The following is a 25,678-nucleotide window of genomic DNA, read 5'->3' on the forward strand; positions in this document are numbered from 1 at the left end:
ACACCACCCCCGTTCCTGGCACATGCGGTCCGGACTTGCCTCTGGGAGGCAAGTCCGGGCCGCATGTGACTTTTAGAGGGGCGCGTGGGGTGTGTGGGGCTGGTGGGGCCGCCAGCTCTGATAGTTGTGCGAAGCAACAATATCGGTTAGCCTACGTCAAGCAAGTTCCATGCGAGGGGAGGACCAGTGTCCACGGCTCAACACGCCAAGGCGCCGACCAGGACCACGGCCGAGTTAGGGCCCAGATACAAGTGGATCGCACTGTCCAACACCACGTTGGGCATGCTGATGGCGACCATCAACTCGTCCATCGTGCTGATCGCGCTGCCGGACATCTTCAAGGGCATCGGCATCAACCCGCTGTCCCCGGACAACACCAGCTACCTGCTGTGGATGATGATGGGCTTCCTCGTCGTCACGGCCGTGCTGGTGGTCAGCTTCGGGCGCCTCGGCGACATGTACGGCCGCGTGAAGATGTACAACATGGGCTTCGCGATCTTCGCGATCTCCTCGATCCTGCTCAGCGTCACCTGGTTCGACGGTCCGAACGCGGCCCTCTGGCTGATCGGCTGGCGGGTGGTCCAGGGCATCGGCGGCGCCTTCCTGATGGCCAACTCCAGCGCCATCCTGACCGACGCCTTCCCGGCCAACCAGCGCGGCACCGCGCTCGGCCTCAACGCCGTCGCCGCGATCGCCGGCTCCTTCCTCGGCCTGGTCCTGGGCGGCGTGCTGGCCCCGGTGGACTGGCACCTGGTCTTCATCGTGTCCGCCCCGTTCGGCGTCTTCGGCAGCATCTGGGCCTACCTGAAGCTGCACGACAACGGCATCCGCCAGAAGGCCAAGATGGACTGGTGGGGCAACATCACCTTCGCGGTGGGCCTCATCGTGGTGCTGGTCGCGATCACCTACGGCATCCAGCCCTACGGCGACTCCAGCATGGGCTGGGGCAACCCCTGGGTCTACGGCTCGCTCATCGGCGGCGTCGCCGTCCTTGTCGCCTTCGGCATCATCGAGACCAAGGTGGCCAACCCGCTGTTCAACCTGAGCCTGTTCAAGATCAGGGCGTTCACCGCGGGCAACGTGGCCAACCTGCTGGCCTCCCTCGGCCGCGGCGGCCTCCAGTTCGTGCTGATCATCTGGTTGCAGGGCATCTGGCTGCCGCAGCACGGCTACAGCTTCGAGTCGACGCCGCTGTGGGCCGGCATCTACATGCTGCCGCTGACCGTCGGCTTCCTCGTGTCCGCCCCGCTGTCCGGTGTGCTCTCGGACCGCCTGGGCGCCCGCGCCTTCACCACCGGCGGCATGCTGATCACCGCGGCCAGCTTCGTGGCCCTGATCGTGCTGCCGGTCGACTTCAACTACTGGGTCTTCGCGGTCATCCTGCTGGTCAACGGCCTCGGCATGGGCCTGTTCTCCTCGCCCAACCGGGCCGACGTGATGAACAGCCTGCCCACCAACGCCCGCGGCGTCGGCGCCGGCATGACGGCCACCTTCCAGAACTCCGCCATGGTGCTGTCCATCGGCATCTTCTTCAGCCTGATCATCGCCGGCCTGTCGGCCAGCCTGCCGTCCACGTTGTCGACGGGCCTGGTCTCCAACGGCGTGCCGCAGGCCGCCGCCAACCAGATCGCGCAGCTGCCCGCGGTGGGCGTGCTGTTCGCGGCGTTCCTCGGCTACAACCCGATCCAGCAGCTGCTCGGCCCCACGCTGCAACAGCTTCCGGCCGACAAGGCCAGCTTCCTGACTGGCCGCAGCTTCTTCCCGAACCTGATCTCCGGGCCGTTCCAGGAAGGCCTTCAGGTCGTGTTCTGGTTCGCGGTCATCGCCTGCATCGTCGCGGCGGTCGCGTCCTGGCTGGTCGGCAAGCGCAACAAGGCGATCGTGTCGGAGTCGGCCGGCGCGGAGCTCGCGGCAGTCGCCGGCGAGGGTGCTTTCGGTGACGTGGAACTGGTCGAACCGCTGGCGCGCATCGTGTTCAGCGGACGGGTGCACACCCGCAGCGGATCGGGCGTCGGCGGCGCGGTCATCACGGTGACCGGCGCGGACGGGTCGCAGGTGGACCGGGTCCCGGTCGACGGCGACGGCCGCTACGAGCTCAACGACCTGCGCAACGGCAAGTACACGCTGATCGTCACGGCGGCGGGCTACCGGCCGGCGGCCGGCACGGTCGCCATCAACGACGTGCCTGGCGCGCAGGATTTCGAGCTGGCCGGCGGCGGCCTGGTCAGCGGCATGGTCCGCTCGGACGGCATTCCGGTGCCGCTGGCGGCGATCGTGGCCAGCGACGTGGACGGCCACATCCTGGCCCAGGTCGCGGCGGACGAGGCCGGCCGGTACCGGATCGAGGGCCTGCCCGACGGCGACACCGTGCTGACGGCCAGCGCCACTGGCTACGAGCCGACGGCCGAGCCGGTGGGCGTCTCGGCGCTGCGACCGTCCATTGTGGACCTCAACCTGCCGGTGCAGGCCGTGGTGCACGGCGTGGTCACCGCGCCCGACGGCCCGGTGGTGGCCGGCGCGACCGTGACCGCGGTGGACGGTGACGGCCGGGTGGTGGCGACCGCGGTGACCGGGTCGGACGGCAGCTACCGGCTGACCGGGCTGCCCAGCGGCGACTACACGGTCGTGACGAGCGTGTACGAGCCGGTCGCCGTGCGGGTCAGCGCCCGCGCCGGTGAACTGTCCACGGCAGACGTGGTTTTCGGGCGGTGACGTCGTGACGCCCAACGTAGTGCGTTCCAACGACGACATCGCCGGCCGGCTGCAGATGGCGATCAGCGCCATCTCGCACCGGATGAAGACACGCGCCGCGAGCGACGAGCTGACGCCGACCCGGCTGGTCACCCTGGCCACCGTGGCCGAGCACGGGCCGCTGCGCATCAGCGACCTGGCCGACCGGGTCGGCATCAGCGCGGCCACCATGTCCCGCCTGGTGGACTGGCTGGTCGAGCACGCGTTGCTCACGCGCACGTGCAGCACCAAGGACCTGCGGGTCAGCAATGTCGCGCTGAGCCCGCAGGGCGAGGCCCTGCTGGAACGGATGCGCGGCATCCGCACCGGCTACCTCGCCGAGCGGATCAGCCGGCTGCCAGCCGATCAGGTGCGTGCGCTGGCCGACGCGCTCGAGGTGCTGGAGGATTTCGCGACGGGCTCGGAACAGGAGCGGCACTGATGGACTCCTCGCTCATTCGCGGCAGGGTGGTCGGCGCGGACGGCGCGCTGATCGGCCGGGCCGCGCTCACGCTGATCGACGCGGCGGGGCGGCAGGTCGGCCGGACCTCGTCCGAGGTCGACGGCACGTACCACTTCAACGTGGCGGCCAGCGGCGGCCACGTGCTGATCGTGACGGCGCCGGGACACCAGCCGCAGGCTGTCACGGTGATGGTGGCGCCCGACGGCGCCCGCATCGACGTGACGCTGACCGGCACCAGCGGACTGTCCGGCCTCGTGCACTCGGCCACCGGCGCGCCCGTGCCGTCGGCGGCGGTCACGCTGGCCGACGGCCGCGGCGAGGTCGTCGCCTCCCGCGTGACCGGCGCGGACGGCGGCTACTCGTTCGACGACCTGGTCGCCGGCAGCTACACCCTCGCCGTCAGCGCCCCGGCGCTGCGGCCGGTCGCCATGACCGTCACGGTGCCGGCCACCGGCCGTGTTACGCAGGACGTCGAACTGGCCGGCGGCGCGAGGGTGCGCGGTGTCGTGCGGACCAACGGCAGCAGCCATCCCGTCGAGGCGCGCGTAACGCTCGTCGACGCCGCCGGCACGGTCATCGCCGCGACCAGCACCGAGACCGACGGCAGCTACGCCTTCGAGGACGTGCCCGAGGGCGACTACACGATCATCGCGACCGGCTACCCGCCGGCCGCCAGCGCCCTGCGGATCGGCGGCGGCAACCAGAGCCGGCACGACATCGAGTTGAGTTTCTAAAGGGGATTCGCCATGAGCCAAGGCGTCAACGCGCTGGTCCGCACCGGCGACGGCTGGGCCGTGCAGCACGCGGTGCTCACCGTCACCGACCTGTCCGGCAACCAGGTCGCCCGCAGCGGGGCCGACCAGGACGGCGCGGTCAGCACCGCCGCGCTGCCCGCCGGCACGTACACCGCGATCCTCACCGCCGCCGGCTACGCGCCGGTCGCGCGCACCGCGATGGTCACCGCCAGCGGCTCCGCGCCGCTCGGCACCGTCACGCTCAACCGTGTCGGCGGCGTCGAGCTGCCGCCGCCCGGCGTGTGGACCATCGACCCCGCGCACTCCTCGATCAACGTCTCCGCGCGGCACCTGGGGATGTCCAGCGTGCGCGGCCGTTTCGACGCCTTCAGCGGCACGGTCGAGGTCGCGCACCCGGTTGAGCATTCCTCGGTCAGCGCCGTGATTCAGGCCGCCAGTGTCGACACGAACAACAAGATGCGTGACGATCACCTGCGCTCCAAGGACTTCCTGGACGTGGAGCAGCATCCGGTGATCACCTATCGGAGCACCGGTCTCTCCCAGCTGTCCGAGGAGCGCTGGACCCTGGACGGGGAGCTGACCCTCAACGGCATCACCCGGTCCGTGCCGCTGGACCTGACCTATCTCGGCACCGGGCCCGACTCCTGGGGCGGCACTCGGGCCGCGTTCCACGCCGTGACCGAGCTGCACCGCGACGACTTCGCCATCACCTACAACCAGGTGCTGCGGGCCGGTATCGGGGCCATCGGCGCGACGCTGCGCGTGGAGATCGACATCCAGGCGGTGCAGGGCGACACGCTGCCCGGCGCCTGACCGTTCGACCGCGAAGGCCTTCTCCCGTACGGGAGAAGGCCTTTTTCGCACGCCGTGTCGACTACCCGGTGTCACATCGAGTTGGCCTTGCGTAAGACTGCGGTGAGTGACCTGGTGCTCCGACATTCGTTACAGGGCAATCGGTTTATGTCACCTGTAAGTGTGGTCGACCGGCCGAGCACTAGCCCTTGTTGTGACATTGAGTTAGGAATGCCGCCTGATCGAGTCGAGGAAGTGATTGAAGTTGACCCCCTCCAGTGGGCGTCACGAACTGGCGATTCGCGCGATCGGCTGGCGGCTGCGTCGGGTTGCGGACTGGCCGCTGCGCACCAAATTGGCGGTGGTGTTGCTGACGCCCACCGTCGTCGCCGTGGTGCTGGGCGCGACGCAGGTCAGCGCCGAGCTGAGCCTGGCCGGCCAGTCGGCCCAGCTCGCCGGCCTGGTGGCGGTGCAGGGCCGGGCCACCGCCGTCGTGCATGGCCTGCAAGGGGAGCGGGACCTCGCGGTCGTGCCGGGCGCGGCCCGTCCGGACGTGATCGCCGCGCGGGCCCAGGTCGACGGCGCCATCGCCGCGTTCGACACCGAGCTGACGGCCAACCCGGACGTCGCCGCCACGGACGAAGTCGTGACGGCCGAATTGAATCTCGCCAACCTCACCGCGGCCCGGAAGGCCGCCGACACACCCGACACCGGCCGCCTCACGTCGCTGGACAACTACTCCGTGATCATCGCGTCGCTGCTCGCGGTCGGCGTGACCGAGCCCAACGACGCCGGCGATCCGCTGGTCAGCACGGCTGCGGCGGCGCTGGCCGTGGTGGGCAAGGCGATCGAGCAGGTCCAGGTGGAGAAGACCGTGCTGGCCGCCGCGACCGCCGGTTACGCCCTGCCGGCCGGCGGGACCGGCCGGATCCGCGTCGCCGGAGCGTTGGCCGACAACGCGCTGGCCGAGTTGACGCGGGAACTCACGCCCGAGCGGCGGGCCGCCTACGCCGACACGGTCGGCACAACCGCCCTGACCCAGTTGGCCCAACTCCGCGACGATGCGGTGACCCGCATGGAATCCGGGCGACCGCCGGGCTTGGCGACATCGGCGTGGCAGCAGGCCGCCCAGCTGGTGACCAGTCGCCTGACCACGTTCGAGGGCTCGCTGTCCCAGTCGCTGCGCGGCGCGGTCGAGGGCCTGGGCGTGTCGTCACGCACGAGTTCGTTGCGCGACACCGCACTGATCATCGGGGCGCTGCTGCTGGGACTGGCCATCGCGCTGTACTTCGCCGCGACCATGGTCCATCCACTGTGGACACTGCGGCGGCGGGCGCTGGAGATCGCCGAGCACGAGCTGCCCGGCGTGATCGACCGGATCGCCCACGACACCGCCGAGGTCGGCCGGCTGCGGCCGGCCCCGGTCGAGGTCACCACCACCGAGGAGATCGGCCAGGTGGCCCGGGCCTTCGACGAGGTGCACTCGGCGGCCGTGCGGCTGGCCGTCGAGCAGGCGGCGCTGCGGCACAGCGTCAACGAGATCTTCGTGAACCTGTCGCTGCGCACCCAGAGCCTGGTGCAGAGCCAGCTGAAGATGATCGACGTGATGGAGGCCGACGAGCTCGATCCGGACCAGCTCGGCCGGCTGTTCAAGCTGGACCACCTGGCCACCCGGATGCGGCGCAACAGCGAGAACCTGCTGGTGCTGGCCGGTGCCGGGCTGCGCCGGTCGACCAGCCAGCCGGTGTCGGTCACCGACCTCGTGCGGGCCGCGGTGTCCGAGATCGAGCAGTACAACCGGATCACGCTGGCGCCCGCGCCGGACGCGGTGGTGATCGGCTCGGCGGTCAGCGACATCGTGCACCTGCTGGCCGAGCTGCTGGACAACGCCACCTCCTACTCACCGCCGGACACGCCGATCACCGTGGCGTGCAGCGAGGATCCCGACGGCACGCTGCGCATCCGGGTCGCCGACGAGGGCGTCGGGCTGCCGCCGGCCGAGCTCGCCGGGCTCAACCGGCAGCTGGCCGCCGAGGCGCCGCTCGAGGCCGTGTCGTCCCGGCGGATGGGCCTGTTCGTGGTGAGCCGGCTGGCCGCCCGGCGGCGGATCGCGGTGCGGCTGACGGCCAACGTCGGGGCCGGCACGGTCGCCGAGGTCGAGCTGCCGGCCGACCTGCTGCGCCCGGACGAACCCCCGACCGAGCCGGCATTGTCGCCCGGCACCATGGAAGTGCCGCGGCAGCGCAACTTCGCGATGGCCACGGTGATTGCCGCCCGTCGGCACTTCGCCGAACGCCGGTCGTCGCCGGAAGTGTCGGCCGAGCCGTCCGAGGAGCCCGTGTGGCCGGTGGACGAGCCGACCGAGGGCACCCCGATCTACGAGTCCGTCGCCTCGGCCTGGTTCCGGTCGACCGGGCGGCAGCGTGACGACCGCACCTGGCGTACCGACACCGACTCGATCTGGCGCACCGGCGACCCACTCGACAAGCCGGTCTCCGCCGGCCTGACCGCGGCCGGCCTGCCGCGGCGCATCCGGGGTGCGCTGCTGCTGCGCGGCAGCGCGCCCAAGGCGGCGGAGCCGCACCACACCACTGGAAAGGCAACCCCGTGACCTCCCTGAATCTGTCCACATCGGACGAATTCACCTGGCTGCTCAGTTCGTTCACCAGGGGCACGCCCGGCGCCGCGCACACCGTCGTCGTCTCCAGCGACGGGTTGCTGCTCAGCGGCTCCGACTCGCTGCCGCGCGACCGCGCCGACCAGTTGGCCGCGGTCGTGTCCGGGCTGCAGAGCCTGACCAACGGCGCCGCGAACCTGTTCGAGGGCGGCGAGGTCGACCAGACGGTGGTCGAGATGCGCCGCGGCCTGCTGCTGACCATGACCGTCAGCGAGGGCTCCTGCCTGGCCGTGCTGGCGTCGCCGGACAGCGACATCGGCGTGCTGGCCTACGAGATGATGGCGTTGCGGCAGAAGGTCGGGCGGCTGCTCACCCCGGAGCTGAGAGCGAACGTGGAGTCGGCGCCGTGACCGCCAAGATCATGGTCACCGGCGGGTTCGCCGTCGGCAAGACGGCTTTCGTCGCGGCGGCGTCGGAGATCGAGCCGCTGACCACCGAGGCCGAGATCACCGGGCCGGTGGCCGGGTCGTCGGCCGCCAAGTCCACCACCACGATGGCGCTGGACTTCGGCCGGCTCACCCTGGACGGCTCGGCGCTGTACCTGTTCGGCACGCCGGGGCAGCGCCGGTTCTGGTTCATGTGGGACGGCATCGCCACCGGTGCCACGGGCGCGGTGGTGCTGGTCGACTGCGCCCGGTTGGAGGAGTCCTTCGCCGCCGTGGATCACTTCGAGCAGTTCGGCGTGCCTTTCGTCGTCGCCGTCAACGGCACCGGTGATCACGACGAGATCCGTGCCGCGCTACGGCTTCGGCCCTCCGCACCGATCGTGGACTGCGACGTCCGCGAGCGTTCTGCCGTGCAGGACGTGTTGATCGCCCTCGTCGAGCACGCGAGTCAGGTGACGTCATGACCATGAACATGCAGCAGATGTCGATGGGCGCGTGGACCCTCGTGTTGGCCGCCCTCACCTCGTTCGCCGGCTCGTTGATCGGCCTCGCCTGCGCCGCGCGGGCCCATCGCCACCGTGGCCACCGCGTCGCCGTGGTGTGGACGGCGTGCGCCGCCGTCGCCATCGGCGGCGTGGCCATCTGGCTCATGCACTTCATCGCCATGTACGGCTTCGCCGTCGACGGCAGTCCCGTGCGCTATTCGGTGTGGCTCACCGTCGTCTCCGCCGCCGTCAGCGTCGGCGTAGTCGGCCTCGGGCTCTCACTCGTGACCTTGCGCCGAGCCAGCACCCCTCGCCTGATCTGCGCCGGGGCGCTGACCGGCATCGGCGTGGCGTTCATGCACTACCTCGGCATGGCCGCCGTCCGCTTCCAGGGCGACATCGGCTACGACCCCTTGTTGGTCGCCGTGTCCCTGGTCATCGCCGTAGTCGCCGCCACCGCCGCTTTGTGGTTCACCATCGTCGTCCGCGCCACCCTCGCCCGCCTCGGCGCCGGCGCCGTCATGGCCGTCGCCGTCACCGGCATGCACTACACCGGCATGGCCGCCGTGCACGTCGTCATGATCCCCACCCAGACCCTGCCGCCCGCCGTCGACGGCTTCGACCTCGTGTTCCCCGTCTTCCTGGCCAGCGGCCTGATCGTCGCCGCCCTCCTGTGGGCCCTGTTCACCACCGGCACCCCCGGCCTCGACCGCCCGTCGACTCACGCCGTCCGCTGACCCCCGCGAGTCCCGCTTAGCGTCACACCGAATGCCTGAATCCGTTTCACACATTCGGTGTGACGCTGGCCGGGACTCGCGGGGTGGTTAGGCGGGGGCCAACAGCACTCGGAACCTGGTGCCCTGGCCGGGCTGGCTGAGCAGCTCGATGCGGCCGGCGTGGGCCTCCAGGATGGCGGCGGTGATGGCCAACCCCAGGCCGGAGCCGCCGCTGGCGCGGGAACGGGCCTGGTCGGCGCGGTAGAAGCGGTCGAAGACGAGTTTGCCCTGGTCCTCGGGGATGCCGGGGCCGCTGTCGATCACTTCCAGCACGGCGAAGCGGGAGGTCCTGGGGAGGTCGCCGCCGGCTACGGCGACGGCGTGGGTGCTGGGGCGGGTGCGTTCCTGCCGGACGGCGACGCGGACGGCGGCATCGGCGGGGGTGTGGGTGACGGCATTGGTGACGAGGTTCATCACGACCTGGCGGAGCTTGTCCTCGTCGCCGATGACGCGGACGGCGCCGTGCGGGGCCTCCAGGACGATGTCGCGTTCGGGGGTGGCGGCGCGGGCGTCATGCACGGCGTCGGCGGCGACGACGAGGAGGTCGACCTCGGCGAAGTCGAGCGACCGCTCCTGGTCGAGGCGGGCCAACATGAGCAGGTCCTCGACCAACAGCCCCATGCGGATGGCCTCGCTCTCGATACGGGCCATCAGCCGCTCGACGTCGGCCGACGACGGCGCGCCGCCCCGCCGGTACAGCTCGGCGAAGCCACGGATGGAGGTGAGCGGCGTGCGCAGCTCGTGCGAAGCGTCGGCGACGAAGCGGCGCAGTCGCTGCTCGGAGCGGGCGCTGTCGGTCAACGCGGCCGAGATCCGGGCCAGCATGACGTTCAAGGAGGCGCCGAGGCGGCCGGTCTCGGTCCGCTGATCGGTGTCGGCGACCCGCCGGTCGAGCTCGCCGGCGGCGATGGCCTGCGCGGTGTGCTCGATCCGGGTCAGCGGCCGCAGCCCTACGCGTACCACGACCAACCCGGTCAATCCGAGCAGTAGCAACAGAACCGCGCCCGAAGCAACCTCGATCCACGCCGTGTTGACCACAGTGGACTCGGTGTCGCTCAACATTGCCGCCACGGCAACGGTTCCGCCGCCCGGCTGCCACGGGTTCGGCGCCTGCACGGCGACGATCACCCGCCACGTCGCGTTGCCGCTGACGTCATCGGTGGTGAACGGCTGCTGGCCGTGCTGCTTCACCGAGGCGATGGTCATCGTCGGCAGCTGAGGCATGGCGGTCTCGTTGCGGTCCGGCGTCTGGGCGAAGCCGGCGCTGCCGTCCGGATCGAAGAAATAGACCCGGAAACTCGTCGGCAGCGACGGGAAGTTGTTGGTGGGCAGCGGATGCGGCGGCGGCCGGTTGCGGTCGACGCTCTTGGCAACGCTCTCCTGCAGCTGGGCGTCGATCCGGCCCAGCAACGACTCACGCAGCAGGATTCCCGTCACGGCACCGAACAACGCCAGCCCGACCGCGGCGAACGCCAGTAGCGACACCAAAAGGCGGGTGCGCAGCGTCCAGGGGCGGCGGGCCATGTCAGACTTCGGCCCGCGGCAGCCGCAGCGTGTAGCCGACGCCGCGGATGGTGTGCAGCAGCGGCTGACCCGAGCCGTCCACCTTGCGCCGCAGGTACGAGATGTACGACTCGACGATCCGGCTGTCGCCGCCGAAGTCGTAGTTCCACACGCGATCCAGGATCTGCGTCTTGCTGACCACCTTCTCCGCGTTGACCAACAGGTAGCGCAGCAGGTTGAACTCGGTGGGGGACAACCGGATCTCCCGGCCGTCGCGGCGCACCTCGTGCGCGTCCTCGTCCAGCTCCAGGTCGGCGTAGCGCAGCCGGCCGTCGTTGGGCTCGGGATCGTCGAGGGCGTGCGTGCGGCGCAGGATGGCCCGCAGCCGCAGCACGACCTCCTCCAGGCTGAACGGTTTGGTCACGTAGTCGTCGCCGCCGGCGGTGAGGCCGGCGATACGGTCCTCGACGGAGTCGCGGGCGGTCAGGAACAGCACCGGCACCCGGTCGTTGCCGGCCCGCAGCATGCGCGCCAGGGTGAACCCGTCGTAGTCGGGCAGCATCACGTCCAGCACCACGATGTCCGGTCTGACCTGGGCCGCCGTGGACAGCGCCGCCACGCCGGTGTCGGCGGCGTGCACGTCGAAGCCGCTCAGCCGCAGCGCGGCCGACAGCAGCTCCAGGATGTTCGGCTCGTCGTCGACGACCAGGACGGTCGGCGGCGGCGTCACGCTCGGAGTGCCCACCGGCCCAGCATGGTCGGCCAACCTGTGAGGTCGCTGGGAAGAACCTGAGAACAGCGGTGGGACCACCCGAACCGGGGATCCCACCGCGTGTTCTGTCCTATTTGGTCAAACAGTCGTACAGCGTCTGCGTGCCGCCGCCGTAGGCACTGGCCGGCACCACCTTGCAGTTCTGCTGCACCCACTGCGTGCGTTCCTGCGCGACGCCGCCGCCCCGGCCGCCGAAGCCGCCCGCGCCGCCGGCCAGCACGAAGCCGAGGCTGCCTTCGGACTGCCACTGCTTGAGCAGGTCGACGCTGGGCGAGTTGTCGGTGCCCATGAAGCCGCCCATGCCGATCACCGTCACATCGCTGTTGACGATGAACGTCTCGGACGCCATCGCGCCACCCTCCACGGCCAGCTTGATCTTGGCGTTGGGCGCGTTCTTCACCACGTAGTCGAGGATCTTCTTGTCCTCGGCCGTGAGCGTGCTGCCGCCGCGCCCACCGCCGCCGCGGAAGCGCTGCTCGAGTTGCTCCAGCTGTTCGGGCGACAGCTGCTGACCACCGGGGAAGCCGCCGGCACCGCCCTGGCCGCCGGGGAAACCGCCCTGGCCGCCGCCGCGACGGCCGCCGGGCGCGCCGCCGAAGCCGCCGCCAGGCGGACCCGCGGTCGCGAGGCCGCCGGGACCGCCGGCGCTACCCGAGTCGACCGCCGCGGCCGCCGACCACACACCGGGCGCGAGCAACACGGCCACGATGCCGAGCACCGCCGCGACCCGCGCACCGGCCGCGTTCAGCAGCTTGGCCAGCACCAGACCGAGCACGGCGATCGCCGCCACGGCCGCCACCGCGTACCGCAGCCAGCCGTTCCACGACGTGTCCCGCGACACCAGCACCCACGCCCACACCGCCGTGATCACGATGCCCGCCGGCAGCAGCAGCCAGCTGAAGCCGGTCGGCTGCCGGTAATGCCGCCACAGCAGGGCCAGTCCGGCCCCGGCCAGCGCCGCGATCGCCGGGGCCAGCTGCGTTGTGTAGTACTGGTGGAAGATGCCCTGCTGGAAGCTGAACACCAGGCTCAGCACGATCAGCCAGGTGCCCCACATGAACCAGCCCGCGCGCCGCTGGTGATCGGCCGGCAGTTTTCGCCGCCAGGCCAGCACTCCCGTCACGGCCACGACCGCCAGCACGAACAAACCCAGCGGCATCAGCCAGCTGATCTGACCGCCGACCTGCTCGCCGAACATGCGCGTGATGCCGTTGCCCTCGGCAAAGCCACCGAAGCCCCCGCCACCACGGCCGCCACCCGGGAAACCACCGCCGCCGGGGAAGCCACCGCCGGCCGCACCACCGGTTCCGGCACCGGGGCCCGCTCCGCCTGGGAAGCCGCCCGCGCCCGCCCCGCCACCGCGGCCGATGTTCTCACCGAACACCCGGCCCAGCCCGTTGTAGCCGAAGATCAGCGACAGCTCGCCACCGTCCGTGCTGCCGCCCACGTAAGGCTTCGGGCTCGGCCACACGACCGTCAGCAGCACCCACCAGAACGAGCTCGCCAGCAGCACACCACCGGCCGCCAACAGGTCGACGATCCGCCGGCCCCACGAAGCGTTGCGCCCGAACAGATAGCCAACGGCCAGCGCCGGCACGATCATCCACGCCGCCAGGCTCTTGGTCAGGAACCCACACCCGACCCAGAAAGCCGCCTGAAGCAACCACTTCGTCGCACTACGGGCCGTGATGCCGACCTCGACCGACCGCGTGAACGCGTACGCCGCCGCGACACACAACAGCGTCAAAGCGGCATCGGGATTGTTGACCCGGTCGATGGCCACGGTGATCGGCGTCAGGGCCAGCGCCGCCGCGGCGATCAACGCCACGTTCTCGCCGGCCCACCGCCGAACCGTGCGGTGCAACAGAAAGACCGCCGCCACGCCCTCAAGCGCCTGCGGCAGCGCCAACGCCCAGGCGTGCCAGCCGAAGATCCACACCGACACGACCTGTGGCCACAGGCCCATCGGCGGCTTGTCCACGGTGACCACGCCGGCCGGGTCGAACGAGCCGAACACGAAGTTGGTCAGGCCCTGCGACATGGACTTCACGGCCGCCGAGTAGAACTCGTTGCCCCAGCCGGATCCCCAGATGTCCCACCCGTACAACACCGTGGCGCCCAGCAGGATCGCCCCCAGCGCGTACGTACGCCAGCGCGGCCGACGGCCCGGCGACTCGATCTGAGTCGCCGGGCCGGCCGGTGGCGCGGTCGCTTCCGCGGCCGTCGTCATGCGTTTCCTTCCTTGACAGTGTTCTTGAAGACCCAGGCGCGCAGCAGCACGAACCGGGCCGCGGTGCCGATCAGCGAAGAAGCCAGCAGCACCAGTAGTTCCAGCGCCTTCGAGGCAGTGGGGTCGAAGGCGCCGAGCGCCAGCAGCGCGCCCGAGGTGAAGGCGTAGTACAGCGCGAAGACGATCAAACCTTGCAGGTGGACGCGGCCGGTTGAGCCGGTCGAGCGCAGGAAGGTGAAGCGGCGGTTGGCTTCCGTGTTCAACAGTGTCGTCACGGTCAACGCCACGAAGTTCGCCACCAGCGCCGGCCACCACGTGCGCATGATGCCGTACAGCGCCAGATTGGCCACAGTGGACACCACGCCGATCGCCGCGAACGACAGCAGCTGCCACAGCAGCCCGGTCTCCCGGCGGGCCACCACCGCGTCCGGATGCTCGGAGCGGGGCGCCGGCCGCCGCGGCAGGTCGTCCACCCGGGCCGAGCCGGTGGCCTTGGCCCGGGCCACCCGGATCAGGCCGCGGATGTCCTCGGTCGCGGTCTTGGCCACGTGCACCCGGGTGTCCATGTCCTCCACCCAGTCCACCGGCACCTCGTGCACCCGCAGCCCGTTGTGCTCGGCCAGCAGCAGCAGCTCGGTGTCGAAGAACCAGGAGTCGTCGGCGATGTGCGGCAGCAGCCGGCGGACCACGTCGGTCCGGACCGCCTTGAAGCCGCACTGGGCGTCGGAGAACTTGGCCCCGTGCGAGAGCCGGATCATCGCGTTGTAGCAGCGGGAGATCATCTCCCGCTTGGGACCGCGGACGGTCCGCGAGCCCGGGGCCAGCCGGGACCCGATTGCCACGTCGGAGTGCCCGTTGACCAGCGGCGCGACCAGCGGCAGCAGCGCGTTCAGGCCGGTCGACAGGTCCACGTCCATGTAGACGACGATGTCGGCGTCGCTCCAGCCCCACGCCTTGCGCAGCGCCAGGCCGCGGCCCTTGCGGTCCAGATGCAGCACCCGCACGCCCGGGTACTTGTCGGCCAGCTCGCCGGCCACCTCCATGGTGGCGTCGGTGCTGGCGTTGTCGGCCACCGTGATCGTCCACTCGAACGGGAACTGCTCGGTGAGGAAGCCGTGCAGCACCTCGATGCAGCCCGGCAGCGAACGCTCCTCGTTGTACACCGGAACGACGATGTCCACGGTCGCGGTTCTGCCGACCGACCAATGCCCCGAAGCCGTGTCGGTGTCGCCGCGAACGGCCGCTCCACTCATGTCGGACCACCTGACCCCAGTCGCGGTACGGCTCTGGATCGAGCCCACGTTCAGGTATGGCGGTCGTCTGTGCGAGCACGCTGGACGCATCCTTGGAGGAACCTGGGAGTCGGTCACGGCCGGGTGAACATCACCGCCCGTGACCGATCTTTCTCCCGGGACCGGTGAACCGCTCGTGGGTGGCCGTCGTAATCGTGGGCAGCAAGGAACACTTCCTACCCCCGGAGGCTTCTCGTGACACGAGGCCGTCGTATCGCGATCGGTATCGCCAGCGGCCTGACCGCCGTGACCGCACTGACCTGGCTCGGTATCCAGGAGCTCGGGGCCAACCAGTCGGCTCCCGGCACGGTGACGAACGCCGCCGCCCAGTCCCCGGTCACCGTGCAGCTGGGTGACCCGTCCTCGTCCACCCCGGCCACCGGCAGCCCGGCCGCGCCCACCGGCGCGAACCAGGCCGGCCAGGCCGGCGCGCCCGGCGCCAACGCGCTCGGCCCGGCCCAGCTGTCCTCGACCACCATCCCCAAGATGGGCTCGGTCATCGAGGACGGCAAGGGCTTCGTGCTGTACCGGTTCGACAAGGACACCGCCAACCCGCCCAAGTCGAACTGCGTCGACAAGTGCGCCCTGATCTGGCCGCCGGTGCTGACCAACGGCACCCCGGTGATCTCCGGCGTCGACCCGTCGCTGGTCGGCACGGTCGCCCGCCCCGACGGCACCATGCAGGTGACGCTGGCCGGCTGGCCGCTGTACAACTTCTCCAACGAGAAGGAGCCGGGCAAGTGGGCCGGCCAGGCCGTCGGCAACACCTGGTGGGTCATCGACTCGGCCGGCAAGAAGAACCTGACCTGCGTGCCGGCCACGCCGCCGCCGGCCCCGACCGTGCCGGAGCAGGCCCCGCCGCCCGCCGCGAACCCGGGCAGCGGCACCGGCACCGACCCCAACGGCAACAACAACGGGGGCTACGGCAACTCCGGTGGCGGCACCGGCGGCTACTGAGCCTCGCCGCGCTACCCCCGAGCTACGCCACATGCGCTTCCTGTGTGAGCCCTGGTGCCACATAGGAAGCGCATGTGGCGTTTCGGCGGTGAGCCGGGAGCGCGATGTGCCACGTGCGCTTCCTACTTGCGTCTGAACGCCACATGGGAAGCGCATGTGGCGTTTCGGCGGTTGTCAGGCGTTGGCCCAGGACTTGATCTTGCCGCGGACCCGGGTGATGGCGGTCTGGGTGGCTCCTGGCGTGGTGCCGAGCATGCGGGCGATATCGCTGTGCGGATGCCCGTTGGCCACTAAAGCCACCAACTCCCGCTCGTAGGCGGTGAGCCGGGGGAGGGTGGAGGCGACCCAGTCGGCCTCGGCCCGGTCGCAGGTGAGCTCGGCCGGGTCGGCGTCGGCCAGCGGGTCGAGCTTGGTGTGCGAATGGGCCCGGGTGGCCGTGCTGCGGCGGCGGGCTTCGTCGACGCACAGCCGCTTCACGACGGTGACCAGGAAGGGGTGCAGGCGGTCCAGGTCCAGCTCGGAGAAGTGCGCGGCGCGCAGCAGGGCGTCGTGGACTATGTCCTCCGCCTGCCCGCTGCCCGCGGTGTGCCGTGCCGCGATGCCGACCAGTTGCGGTCGGACCTTGGCGCACTCCTCCCAGAACCGGGCCGGGACCTCTGCGGTCTGGCCCGGTGGGTGCTGTCGCATTGCCGTCCTCTCGTAGGCACAACAGGAAGAAGTTGCGAATTCATTGACGTTCGCGAAAAAATCTCCCGTGGCGCACGGCACTGTGCGCCCTGCTTGTGTCTACGGTGTAACAACGTTTGCTGTCACTGCCGGTAGGCCGTTATCTACGTCACGTGACAAAGGGGCGGTCCGGCCGCTTGCTCACCCTTTCGGGTGACGTTTGGTGAGTCCGCCGGTGCGCCGAGCGTAGACCCGATGGAACGACAAGTTCCCCAGAACCAGGTGTCCGGTGTGGTGGCAGGGACCACGCCGGTTGCCTGACCGGTGGGCTGGCGCGGTGGCAGGGACCGTGCCAGCCCATCCTTATATCCAGAGATGAATATCCGGTGATGATTGCCCGGATTTCCTCAGCGGTAGCTCTCGAACAGCTTGAGCAGCAGTCGGTGCAACTCGTCCTGTTCCTCGGCCGTCAGCGGCGCGAGCATCTCCGCGTTCATCCGCTCCACGTCGATCAGCCGCTGCCGCAGCGCCTTCGCGCCGGCCGGGGTCGGCATCACGGCGTAGCGGCGCCGGTCCCGCTCGTCCCGCTTGCGATTGGCCAGCCCGGCCTTCTCCAGGTCGTCCAGCAGCGCCACGAGATCGCTGGCGTCGATGCCCAGCCGCTCGCTGATCTCCTTCTGCGACGACGCGCCGTGGTCCTCCAGCGAGGCCAGGATCATCAGGTGCTGGGCGCGCAGATCGTGCTCGAATCGGGCGACAGCCAGTCGGCGCCATTGCTTGGCCAGGTGCACCACCAGGAAGCTGGGTAGGCGCAGCATCCGTTCCGGTAGCGCCAATGCAGCGGTGCGGTCCGGGGTGCCCATGCCCCCATTGTACGGATTACCCATGTTGGGGCATCCCCACGAAGTGGCGCGGGATGGAGATCGACTGTGGTCTTGATCACATTCGGCTAACGCCGGCCACCCCGTGAAGAGATGTGCATGGTGTCTGTCGAAACAAAGGCTTTCCGCGCACTTGCGCGCAGCCGGGCCGCCCCCGGGGTAGCTTTTCGATGGCCGATCGTCAGGATTCCCGGCCCCGGGGGTTGCTCTCTGCGCCGGATGCCCTAGGCTGGTGCCAGATCGAACAACACAGACCTCCCGTCACCCCTCCCCCTGGTGACGGGAAAACCGGAGCCCCCGTCCTTGACGGGGGCTCCGTGCTTTCCCGGGGTCGCTGTGCTGTCCGCGCACGGAGCTAGTGAAGAACGTTGACCGCCCGAGCCACCACCAGCACCACGATCACCAGCGACACGATCGACTGGGCCATCATCGCCAGCTTGGCCCAGGGGCGCATCGGCAGCACGTCGGTCGGGCTGAACGCGGTGGCGTTGGTGAACGACAGGTACAGGTAGTCCACGTACCAGGGCTCCCAGTCCTTCGGCGCCATGTCCGGGCTGGCCATCTGCGGGAACAGGAAGTCCGGGTACTCCCGCACGCCCATCGCCCGCGGCCCCGGCCCGCCGCGGTCGAACTCCCAGTACCAGAGCGCGAACACGATGATGTTGGTGACGTAGATGTCCGCGCCGGTGGCCAGCAGCTCGACCGCGTTGTCGCCGATGGTGCCGTCCAGGATGTGCCGGATCAGCTGCACGCCGTTGAGCGCGTTGGCCGCGCTGACCAGGAAGCCGACCGTCAGCCCGACCCGCCGCTCGGCCACGCTGTGCTTGCTGATCCGTCCCGGATTGGCGATCAGCAGCGCCACCATGAGCGCGAAGGTCAGCGCCGGCAGGAGCCAGATCGGCAGGAACGTCATGGTCTGCGGCAGCGGCAGCTGGAGGGCCAGCGCCACCGCGATCGCGCTGGCCACCGCCCAGCGCTGCTCGGTCTGCGTCTCCCGGCGCCACGCGGGCATCTCGGCTTGGGTCACGAGAGGCATCCTGACGTGCGAACGGGCGGGGCGTCCGAAGACACCCCGCCCGTCACGGTAGCGGTCGACCAGTAGGTCGCCTCTCGGCGAGTTACGCAGTACGGCTCCAGCCGAACGGTATTCCGTACCCGTGGTTTCAGATGCGGCCCGGGGGACACGTACTGGCCAACCGCTTCCTACAACGGTACGGGCAGTGGTCTTGTTCCCGCATCACTCGGGAGGCGCAAAGGGATGCGTGACCATGATCACGCAACGTGGTCGAACTCGGCTGAACCCGGTCCGGCAGACGGAATTCCGGTCACGAGTGGTCACGCACCGACAGCACGGTGGTGCGTCCCCTTCGGCATCGCCCGGGCCGATGATGTGTTCGGCCGGGCCGGACGCGACCGGTCGGTACCAGCCGGAAATACGGCTTCCGGCGAGTGGGACTGCGTTGACAAATGGTGACCGGTTCGGTGTTGTTGGAGCCATGACCGCCATCGCGAACCACGTGTGTGACTGCGTTGTGTCCGGCGTGTTGCGCTGTCCGCGCTGATCGTCTGACCAGGCAAGAGACGCGCGTCCGAATTGGTGGACTACCGACGAAAGTCGTAGGCCGTACTGCCTAGCGGCTCACACGAATACGCGGTTGGAATACCGGTGTGTGGCCGATCAGAATGGTGGAGTACCAACTCTGCCCTGCGGTTGAGGTACCACACATGAATGATCCTGGCCCGGTTGGACGTGGCGAGCTCCTGCGCTCGGCACGGAACCTGCTGGCGGGCGGCAGCGTGCTGTTCTGCGGCCCCGCCGGCATCGGCAAGTCGACGCTGCTGGGTGCGCTCGCCGACGAGCGAGAGGCCCGCGGCGACACGGTGCTGCGCTGCGCGCCGGCCGAGTCGGATCGAAGACTTCCGTTCGTCTGCCTGATCGACCTGCTCGTGGACGTCGCCGACGACGTGCTCGCGACGCTGCCGCCACCCCTGCGGGCAGCGTTGGACGCGGCGCTGCTGCGCGGCGAGCACCCGACGTCTGACCAGAGTCGGCTCGGTGTGCGGCTGGCCGTGCTCCAGGTCCTCCAGCTGCTGTCCGATCCCGGCCCGGTGCTGCTGGTGATCGATGATCTCCAGTGGGTGGACCGGCCGAGCGCCGAGGTGCTGGCCTTCGTGGCCCGCCGGCTGACCGGCGACCGGCTGCGGGTGCTGGCCGCCGAGCGGGTGCCGGACGGCGAGCAGCCGCTGCACCGCAGCCTGTGCCCGCCGGACGTGGCCGAACTGCCGGTGCCGCCGCTGACTCCGCGCGACGTGGCCCGATTGTTGCTGCGCGACAACGGGGTTCTGCTGCCGCACGGCTCGGTGTCGCAGATCCACCAGCTGGCCGACGGCAATCCCTTCTACGCCTTGGAACTGGGCCGCGCGGTGCTGCGCTCGGGCGTGCCGGAGAGCCCGGGCCGGCCGCTGCCGGTGCCGCGACGGCTGCGCGCGCTGCTGCTGGACCGGCTGGGCGAGCTGACCGAACGGGCCCAGGCCACCCTGCTGGTGGCCAGCGCCGCCACCCGGCCGAGCCTGACTCTGCTGCGCGCCGCCGGACGTCCCGACGCGGCCGCGGATCTGGTCGCGGCCGAGCTCTGTGATCTGGCCGTGGCCGACGACGAGGGCATCGTCCGGTTCAGACATCCGCTCATCCGAGCGGCCATCTACGCCGAGGCCGCCTCGCACCGCCGCATCGACGCGCACGCCCGGCTGGCCGACGTGGTCACCGAGCCGGTGGAGCGGGCCCGGCACCTCGCGTTGGCCAAACCCCATGAGGACGAGTCGGTCGCCGCGACCCTGATGGCCGCCGCGGCGTCGGCCCGTCGGCGCGGCGCCCCCGTGACCGCGGCCGAGCTGGCGGCGATGGCCGCGGACCGAACCCCGTGGGACAGCCAGCAGATCCGTGCCGAGCGGCGGCTGGTCGCGGCCGAACACGCCTGCGACGCCGGTCTGCGGGCCGAGGCACGGACCGCCGCCGAGTCGGTGCTGGCCGACGCGCGCTGCCCGCGGCTGCGGGTGCGGGCCCGGCTTGTCTTGCTGCGCAACGCCGGGCAGGCGCTGCACGACCTCGGCCCGTTGATCGACGACGGGCTGGCCGACGCCGCCGGCGATCCCGAGCTGGAAGCGCCGCTGCGAATGTGGCTGGCCGGCCGGGCGTTGCTCGGCGGCGACACCGTGGAGGCGGCGGTGCAGGCCGCCCGCTCGGCCGAACTGGCCACCGAGGCCGGCGACACGGCGACCGCCGTGCGCGCGCTGACCCGATTGGCACACCTGCAATCCCTGCGCGGAGATCCGGCCGCGCGGGAGACCGTGGCCCGGGCGATCGAAATCGTCGAACGTGATCCGCACGCCGAGTCGTGGGAGCTGGAACGGCACCAGGCCGTGGTCGAGCTGCACGACGACGAGCTCCAGCGGGCCGAGCGGCGGCTGTTGTCGTTGCTGCGCAAGGTGGAGGAGACCGCGGCGGTCGAGGACACCGTCGCGATCATGGTCACGCTGGCCGAGGTGCAGTCCCGGGCCGGGCAGTGCCGCCGGGCCGTGGAGACCGCGCGGCGGGCCATGACCCTGTTCTCCGAGGCCGGCGTCAGCTGCCCGCCCGCGCTGTACGTGGCCGCGTTGGCCGAGACCAACGGCGGCAGCGTCGAGGCGGCCGCGGAGTACGCCGAGCGTGGCGCCCGCGAGTCGGCGGCCGTCGGCGATCAGCTCTACCTCATGCGGAACTTGGCCGTGCTGGGCCAGGTTCAGCTCACCACCGGCGACGCGCCGGCCGCGGTCGAGACCCTGTGCCGGGTCGGCGAGATCGGCCGCCGCATGGACATCCGTGACCCGGCCGTCGTGCGCTGGCAGGCCGATCTGGCCGAGGCGCTGGTGGCCACCGGGGCGCTCGAGGACGCCCGTGAGCTGATCGGCCAGACTTCCAAGCAGGCCCTCGACTTCGGCCGGCACACGGTGATGGCCAACCTGGAGCGGTCGGCCGCGCTGCTGGCCGTCGCCTCCGGTCTGCCCAGCGACGGCGTCGCGCGCTTGCGGGACATCGCCGATGGTCAGGTCGGTCTGGACCGGGCCCGTACGCTCATCGCCCTCGCCGGTGTCGAACGCCGTTGCCGCCGGCGGGCCGCCGCCCGGGCCGCGTTGTCGGAGGCGTACGAGATCTGTGCGGCGATCTCCGCCACGCCGTGGGCCGAGCGTGTCCGTGACGAGCTCGACCGGGCCGGCGCGCAGTCCCGGGCCGACCACACCGTGGCGCTCACCGTTGCCGAGCAACGAGTTGCCGAGCTGGTTCGTGCCGGATCCACCAACCGTGAGGTGGCCGCGGTGTTGTTCATCAGCGTGAAGACGGTCGAGGCCACATTGTCGAGGATCTATCGCAAAGTAGGCGTGCGGTCACGCACCGAGTTGGTGCGCGCGATGGACGTCCCGGTCCCGGTGCCGGCTGCCCGCCAACCCGAGCCCGAACCCCTCCGCAGCCAGGCCGTCTAGCACCCCCGCGAGTCCCGCTCTCAGACACAGTGAATTCCGGTTTCGAGCAGAACCGAGCCGCGGGGCTCAGTTCTGCTCGAGAGCGTGTTTCGGTGTGCCCCAGAGCGGGACTCACGGGGGTTGTGGGGCCGGGCAAGGGTTTCCTCGGTTTCACTGAGGGTGGTCGACCAATAGCGTTTGGTGAGTCCCGATCCTGCCCCTGGGAGACCACAGTGAAGACGTTGAGGATCATCGGCGCGCTGGTTGCGCCGCTTGCCATCGCCGCGGTGGCGGCCCCGACCGCGCTGGCCGCCCCGCAGCCGCGAGTGGCGCTCCAGTCCGATGCGGTGAGCGGCCTGAACCAGGCCCGGTCACTGGGCGAACTGCCGGCGCAGCAGCGGGTGTCGGTCGCGGTCAGCCTGAACCTGCGCAACGGCACGGAACTGGACCGCACCATCGCCGCGGTGAACGACCCGCATTCGCCGCAGTACGGCCACTTCCTCACGCCGGAGCAGTTCACCGCCCGCTTCGGCCCGACCGACGACCAGGTCACGCGGGTGAAGGAATACCTGCGCGGACAGGGCCTGTCGATCGACTCGGTCAGCGCCAACCACCTCACGGTCGACGCCAGCGGCCCGGCCGCGGCGGTGCAGAAGGCGTTCGGCACCACGCTGGCCAACTACCGTGACGGCAAGACGGATCGTCCCTTCTACGCCAACACCTCGGCCCCGACGCTGCCGGCCGACCTGGCCGGCACCGTGCTCGACGTGGCCGGTCTGAACAACCGACAGATCCGCGTGCACCACACCAGGGTCGACCCCCACGCCGGCCCGGGCGGCGGCTTCACGCCCACTCAGCTCAAGGGCGCCTACGACGTTTCGTCCACGTACAACGGATCCGGCCAAACGGTCGCACTGTGGGAGTTCGACGGCTTCCAGCAGTCCAACATCGCCAAGTACGACAGCAACTACAACACCGGCTCGCCCACGCCCAAGGTGCAGCAGGTGTCCGGCGGCTCCGGCCCGCTCGGCGACGGCCAGGTCGAAGTCGAGCTGGACATCGAAGCGATTCAAGCGATCGCGCCCAAGGCCGCCATCACGGTGTTCGAGGCGCCCAACACCGATCAGGGCGAGGTCGACCTGGCCAACGCCATCGTGGCCAGCAAGATCTCGGTCACCTCGATCAGCTGGGGCCTGTCCGAGAAGGGCCGCACCACCGCCGGCATCCAGGCCGTGAGCAACGTCTTCAAGCAGGGCGCGGCGCAGGGCCAGAGCTTCTTCGCCGCCTCGGGTGACGACGGCTCGGACGACAACGGCGACGGCAGCACCACCGTCGACTACCCGGCCAGCGACCCGAACGTGACCGGTGTCGGCGGCACCAACCTGTCCACTTCGACCACCACCACGTGGAAGAGCGAGACCGGCTGGAACGGCTCGGGCGGCGGCTATTCCTCGGTGTTCGCGCTGCCGTCGTTCCAGAGCGGTGTGAAGATCGGCACGAGCAACAAGCGCCAGGTGCCCGATGTTTCCGCCCAGGGTGGACCTACGGGCATTTCCGTCTACACCCAGGGGCAGTGGACTTCGGTGTACGGCACGTCCGGCGCGGCCCCGATCTGGGCCGGCGTCGCCGCGGTCTACAACCAGGCCGCCGCGGCCAAGGGCAAGACCGGACTGGGCTCGGCCAACGCCAAGCTGTACGGGCTGGCCAAGACCAACTTCCACGACATCACCAGCGGCAGCAACGGCGCCTACCGGGCGGGCAGCGGATTCGACCTGGTGACCGGCATCGGCTCGCCGGACACGGGCAAGATCCTCACGGCCGGCATCCAGTAGACCGCAAGCAGTACCCGGCGATCTGGTCGCCATCTGGAAATTTCGACGCGCCCCGTCCGGCCTCCCGCCGGGCGGGGCGCCGCCGTGATCACGCCGTGTTGCCAACCCCTTGCCAGAGCGTGAGCGTTACTCGGCCGCATGGGTGATGACCCCTCACATGTGCCGTTTTCGCGTTTTGCCAGGTCAGAGGGAGAACGCTTTCATTCGGCCCCTACCGAACCTGGCAGTCCGCTGAGTGTTTGCTCCGAACACTGCGTGAAACGGCCACTTCTGTCGCACCATGTTCCGCGTGCAGGACGACCACACGAACAGCAGACTTGCCCTGCTGATGCGCAGACAGCCCGTGCAGGCAAGGGGAGCGGCCACCGTGACCGCGATCCTCGACGCGTGCGAGGCGCTGTTGGCCGAGCGGGACTACGACTCGATCACGACGGCGCGCATCGCGGAGTCCGCGGGCATTCCCATCGGGTCCTTCTACCAGTACTTCCCCGACAAGCGGTCGGTGGTGCGGGCGCTCGCGCTGCGCAGCACCGACAAGTTCCTCACCGAGGTCGAGGAGTACTTCACAGCGGCGCCGGATGATTGGCGCCAGGCTGTGGCCGGGGTACTGGCGGTGCACGAGCGCATGCGCAAACAGGACGCCAGTTTCGGGCGCGTCCGGTTCGCAGAAGTGCTCGACAACCACCTCGAGGACCCGGAAGCCGACCACCGGCGCATGGTCGCCGACCGACTCGGCGCCCTGTTCGCCACGCGCTACAAGGTGCGCAAGGGCGCGGGCTACCGGCTGGCGTTCCTCGCCGCGGTGGAATCCGGCGGGTCACTGCTGCAGATGGCCGACCGGGTGCCCAGCCGGCAGCGACGCCAAGTGGTCGGGACAGCACAGGAAGTCATGACTACGCTGTTGGCCAAGGCGCTCGAGAAGAGCTGACGGCGAGAGGACCCGCGCGCGGATGGCCACCGACCTTTCGAGCTTCCCTCGGATCCAGTTGGGACAGTGGCCATCGCCGCTCCAGCCGTGCCCACGGCTGTCGGGCCGGCTCGGGCCGGCGGTCGTGGTCAAGCGGGACGACGTGAGCCTGCTCGGCGTCGGCGGCAACAAGCTGCGGAAACTCGAGTTCCTGCTGGGCGCCGCCCTGCGTGACGGCGCCGAGCGGGTGGTCACCTTCGGTGCGGTGCAGACCAACCACGGCCGGCTGACCGCGGCCGCGTGCGCGCGCCTCGGGCTGCCGTGCGACCTGGTGCTGACGCGGTCCGTGCCGCGCGAGGGCGAGGCGTACGAGCGGTCCGGCAACATCCTGCTCGACCACGTGTACGGCGCGACCGTGCACCTGGTCGACACCGACGAGGAAGCCGCGGCCCGTCACGAGGAGTTGTTGGCCCGTCACGGAAACGTGGCCTCGATTCCGGTCGGTGGCTCCACCGGCGTAGGGGCACTCGGCTATGTGGCCGCGGTCGCCGAACTCATCGAGCAGTTCGGTGACACCGGCGTGTGGCCGACGCGCCTGGTCGCGCCGCTGGCCAGCGCCGGCACCGCCGCCGGATTGGTGGTCGGTGCGGCCGCTTTCGGCTGGGAGATCGACGTCGACCTGATCGCCGTGTCCCGCCCGGCCGAGGCCGCGCGGCAGGTGCTGCTGCCGATCATCGACGAGACCGCCGCGCTGCTGGACATCGCGCCGCCGCCGCTGGACCGCGTCCGCATCACCGACCGCACCCTCGGTCCCGGTTACGGCCTGCCGACCGAGGATGTGTGGCGGACGATCTCGCTGTTCGGCTCGACCGAGGCGATCACCTTGGACCCCGTCTACTCGGCCAAGGCCGCCGCCGGCATGGTGTCCCTGATCGAGGACGGCTCCATCGGCACCTCCGAGACGGTGTTGTTCCTGCACACCGGCGGCCTCCCCGGCCTCTTCGCCTACACCCCGGAAGCCACCACACATCTGGCCAACTAACGCTTGGAAGGGGGCCTTCCTCCACTCCGAGTGCA

General features: G+C 70.2%; 20 protein-coding genes and 1 pseudogene. 14 read left to right on the top strand and 7 right to left on the bottom strand.

Annotation, left to right across the window (positions count from 1 at the left end; translation table 11 throughout):
• Positions 1 to 282 precede the first annotated feature (282 nt).
• From M3Q35_RS44835 to M3Q35_RS44870, 9 genes and pseudogenes are all read left to right on the top strand, one after another.
• Positions 283 to 1,959, top strand: a pseudogene (locus M3Q35_RS44835) (MFS transporter); the annotation flags it as partial.
• A gap of 27 nt (positions 1,960 to 1,986) precedes the next feature.
• Positions 1,987 to 2,712 carry an MSCRAMM family protein gene (locus M3Q35_RS49105; protein WP_379793822.1) on the top strand — a complete coding sequence of 242 codons (726 nt, stop codon included), beginning with the start codon at positions 1,987 to 1,989 and terminating at the stop codon, positions 2,710 to 2,712.
• A gap of 4 nt (positions 2,713 to 2,716) precedes the next feature.
• The gene (locus M3Q35_RS44840; RefSeq protein ID WP_273938692.1) at positions 2,717 to 3,172 is read left to right on the top strand and encodes a MarR family winged helix-turn-helix transcriptional regulator; all 456 of its coding nucleotides are present in this window, start codon (positions 2,717 to 2,719) and stop codon (positions 3,170 to 3,172) included.
• A complete protein-coding gene (locus M3Q35_RS44845; RefSeq protein ID WP_273938693.1) occupies positions 3,172 to 3,927 on the top strand; it encodes an MSCRAMM family protein in 756 nt (251 codons plus the stop codon). Before M3Q35_RS44840 ends, M3Q35_RS44845 begins: the two co-directional genes overlap by 1 nt.
• 12 nt (positions 3,928 to 3,939) lie before the next feature.
• Positions 3,940 to 4,761, top strand: a complete 822-nt coding sequence (locus tag M3Q35_RS44850) for a YceI family protein (protein WP_273938694.1) — start codon at positions 3,940 to 3,942, stop codon at positions 4,759 to 4,761.
• A 244-nt stretch (positions 4,762 to 5,005) separates the two neighbouring features.
• Positions 5,006 to 7,351, top strand: coding sequence for a sensor histidine kinase (locus tag M3Q35_RS44855; protein WP_273938695.1), 2,346 nt, complete (start codon positions 5,006 to 5,008; stop codon positions 7,349 to 7,351).
• Positions 7,348 to 7,767, top strand: coding sequence for a roadblock/LC7 domain-containing protein (locus tag M3Q35_RS44860; RefSeq protein ID WP_273938696.1), 420 nt, complete (start codon positions 7,348 to 7,350; stop codon positions 7,765 to 7,767). Before M3Q35_RS44855 ends, M3Q35_RS44860 begins: the two co-directional genes overlap by 4 nt.
• A gap of 11 nt (positions 7,768 to 7,778) precedes the next feature.
• A complete protein-coding gene (locus M3Q35_RS44865; protein ID WP_273944711.1) occupies positions 7,779 to 8,267 on the top strand; it encodes a GTP-binding protein in 489 nt (162 codons plus the stop codon).
• A complete protein-coding gene (locus M3Q35_RS44870) occupies positions 8,264 to 9,025 on the top strand; it encodes an MHYT domain-containing protein (protein ID WP_273938697.1) in 762 nt (253 codons plus the stop codon). The genes M3Q35_RS44865 and M3Q35_RS44870 overlap by 4 nt, the downstream gene beginning before the upstream one ends.
• An 87-nt stretch (positions 9,026 to 9,112) precedes the next feature.
• Here M3Q35_RS44870 and M3Q35_RS44875 read toward each other — a convergent pair whose 3' ends face one another.
• The 4 genes from M3Q35_RS44875 to M3Q35_RS44890 all read right to left on the bottom strand — a co-directional run bounded on the left by M3Q35_RS44875 (position 9,113) and on the right by M3Q35_RS44890 (position 14,822).
• The gene (locus M3Q35_RS44875) at positions 9,113 to 10,588 is read right to left on the bottom strand and encodes a sensor histidine kinase (protein WP_273938698.1); all 1,476 of its coding nucleotides are present in this window, start codon (positions 10,586 to 10,588) and stop codon (positions 9,113 to 9,115) included.
• Between the two features lies 1 nt (position 10,589).
• On the bottom strand, positions 10,590 to 11,312 hold the full coding sequence (locus M3Q35_RS44880) for a response regulator transcription factor (protein ID WP_273938700.1): 723 nt from the start codon (positions 11,310 to 11,312) through the stop codon (positions 10,590 to 10,592).
• Positions 11,313 to 11,409: 97 nt separating this feature from the next.
• Positions 11,410 to 13,569 carry an ArnT family glycosyltransferase gene (locus M3Q35_RS44885; RefSeq protein WP_273938701.1) on the bottom strand — a complete coding sequence of 720 codons (2,160 nt, stop codon included), beginning with the start codon at positions 13,567 to 13,569 and terminating at the stop codon, positions 11,410 to 11,412.
• Positions 13,566 to 14,822, bottom strand: a complete 1,257-nt coding sequence (locus M3Q35_RS44890; RefSeq protein ID WP_273938702.1) for a bifunctional glycosyltransferase family 2/GtrA family protein — start codon at positions 14,820 to 14,822, stop codon at positions 13,566 to 13,568. The genes M3Q35_RS44885 and M3Q35_RS44890 overlap by 4 nt, the downstream gene beginning before the upstream one ends.
• A gap of 234 nt (positions 14,823 to 15,056) precedes the next feature.
• On the opposite strand from M3Q35_RS44890, the gene M3Q35_RS44895 reads away from it, so the two are divergent.
• Positions 15,057 to 15,818: a hypothetical protein gene (locus M3Q35_RS44895; RefSeq protein WP_273938703.1), complete on the top strand. Its 762-nt coding sequence runs from the start codon at positions 15,057 to 15,059 to the stop codon at positions 15,816 to 15,818.
• Between the two features lie 174 nt (positions 15,819 to 15,992).
• Here M3Q35_RS44895 and M3Q35_RS44900 read toward each other — a convergent pair whose 3' ends face one another.
• From M3Q35_RS44900 to M3Q35_RS44910, 3 genes are all read right to left on the bottom strand, one after another.
• A complete protein-coding gene (locus M3Q35_RS44900) occupies positions 15,993 to 16,505 on the bottom strand; it encodes an RNA polymerase sigma factor (protein ID WP_273938704.1) in 513 nt (170 codons plus the stop codon).
• Between the two features lie 386 nt (positions 16,506 to 16,891).
• Positions 16,892 to 17,347 carry a MarR family winged helix-turn-helix transcriptional regulator gene (locus M3Q35_RS44905; RefSeq protein ID WP_273938705.1) on the bottom strand — a complete coding sequence of 152 codons (456 nt, stop codon included), beginning with the start codon at positions 17,345 to 17,347 and terminating at the stop codon, positions 16,892 to 16,894.
• A 373-nt stretch (positions 17,348 to 17,720) separates the two neighbouring features.
• On the bottom strand, positions 17,721 to 18,392 hold the full coding sequence (locus M3Q35_RS44910) for a hypothetical protein (RefSeq protein WP_273938706.1): 672 nt from the start codon (positions 18,390 to 18,392) through the stop codon (positions 17,721 to 17,723).
• Between the two features lie 698 nt (positions 18,393 to 19,090).
• Between M3Q35_RS44910 and M3Q35_RS44915 the strand changes: the two genes are divergently transcribed.
• The 4 genes from M3Q35_RS44915 to M3Q35_RS44930 all read left to right on the top strand — a co-directional run bounded on the left by M3Q35_RS44915 (position 19,091) and on the right by M3Q35_RS44930 (position 25,643).
• On the top strand, positions 19,091 to 21,883 hold the full coding sequence (locus M3Q35_RS44915) for a helix-turn-helix transcriptional regulator (RefSeq protein WP_273938708.1): 2,793 nt from the start codon (positions 19,091 to 19,093) through the stop codon (positions 21,881 to 21,883).
• A gap of 212 nt (positions 21,884 to 22,095) precedes the next feature.
• Positions 22,096 to 23,694 carry a S53 family peptidase gene (locus M3Q35_RS44920; protein ID WP_273938709.1) on the top strand — a complete coding sequence of 533 codons (1,599 nt, stop codon included), beginning with the start codon at positions 22,096 to 22,098 and terminating at the stop codon, positions 23,692 to 23,694.
• 289 nt (positions 23,695 to 23,983) lie between these two features.
• A complete protein-coding gene (locus M3Q35_RS44925; RefSeq protein ID WP_273938710.1) occupies positions 23,984 to 24,622 on the top strand; it encodes a TetR/AcrR family transcriptional regulator in 639 nt (212 codons plus the stop codon).
• Between the two features lie 22 nt (positions 24,623 to 24,644).
• Entirely contained in the window at positions 24,645 to 25,643 is a 999-nt protein-coding gene (locus M3Q35_RS44930) for a D-cysteine desulfhydrase family protein (RefSeq protein ID WP_273938712.1), read from the top strand.
• The last annotated feature ends 35 nt before the right edge of the window (positions 25,644 to 25,678 follow it).

Source organism: Kutzneria chonburiensis, assembly GCF_028622115.1.
GTDB classification, from domain to species: domain Bacteria; phylum Actinomycetota; class Actinomycetes; order Mycobacteriales; family Pseudonocardiaceae; genus Kutzneria; species Kutzneria chonburiensis.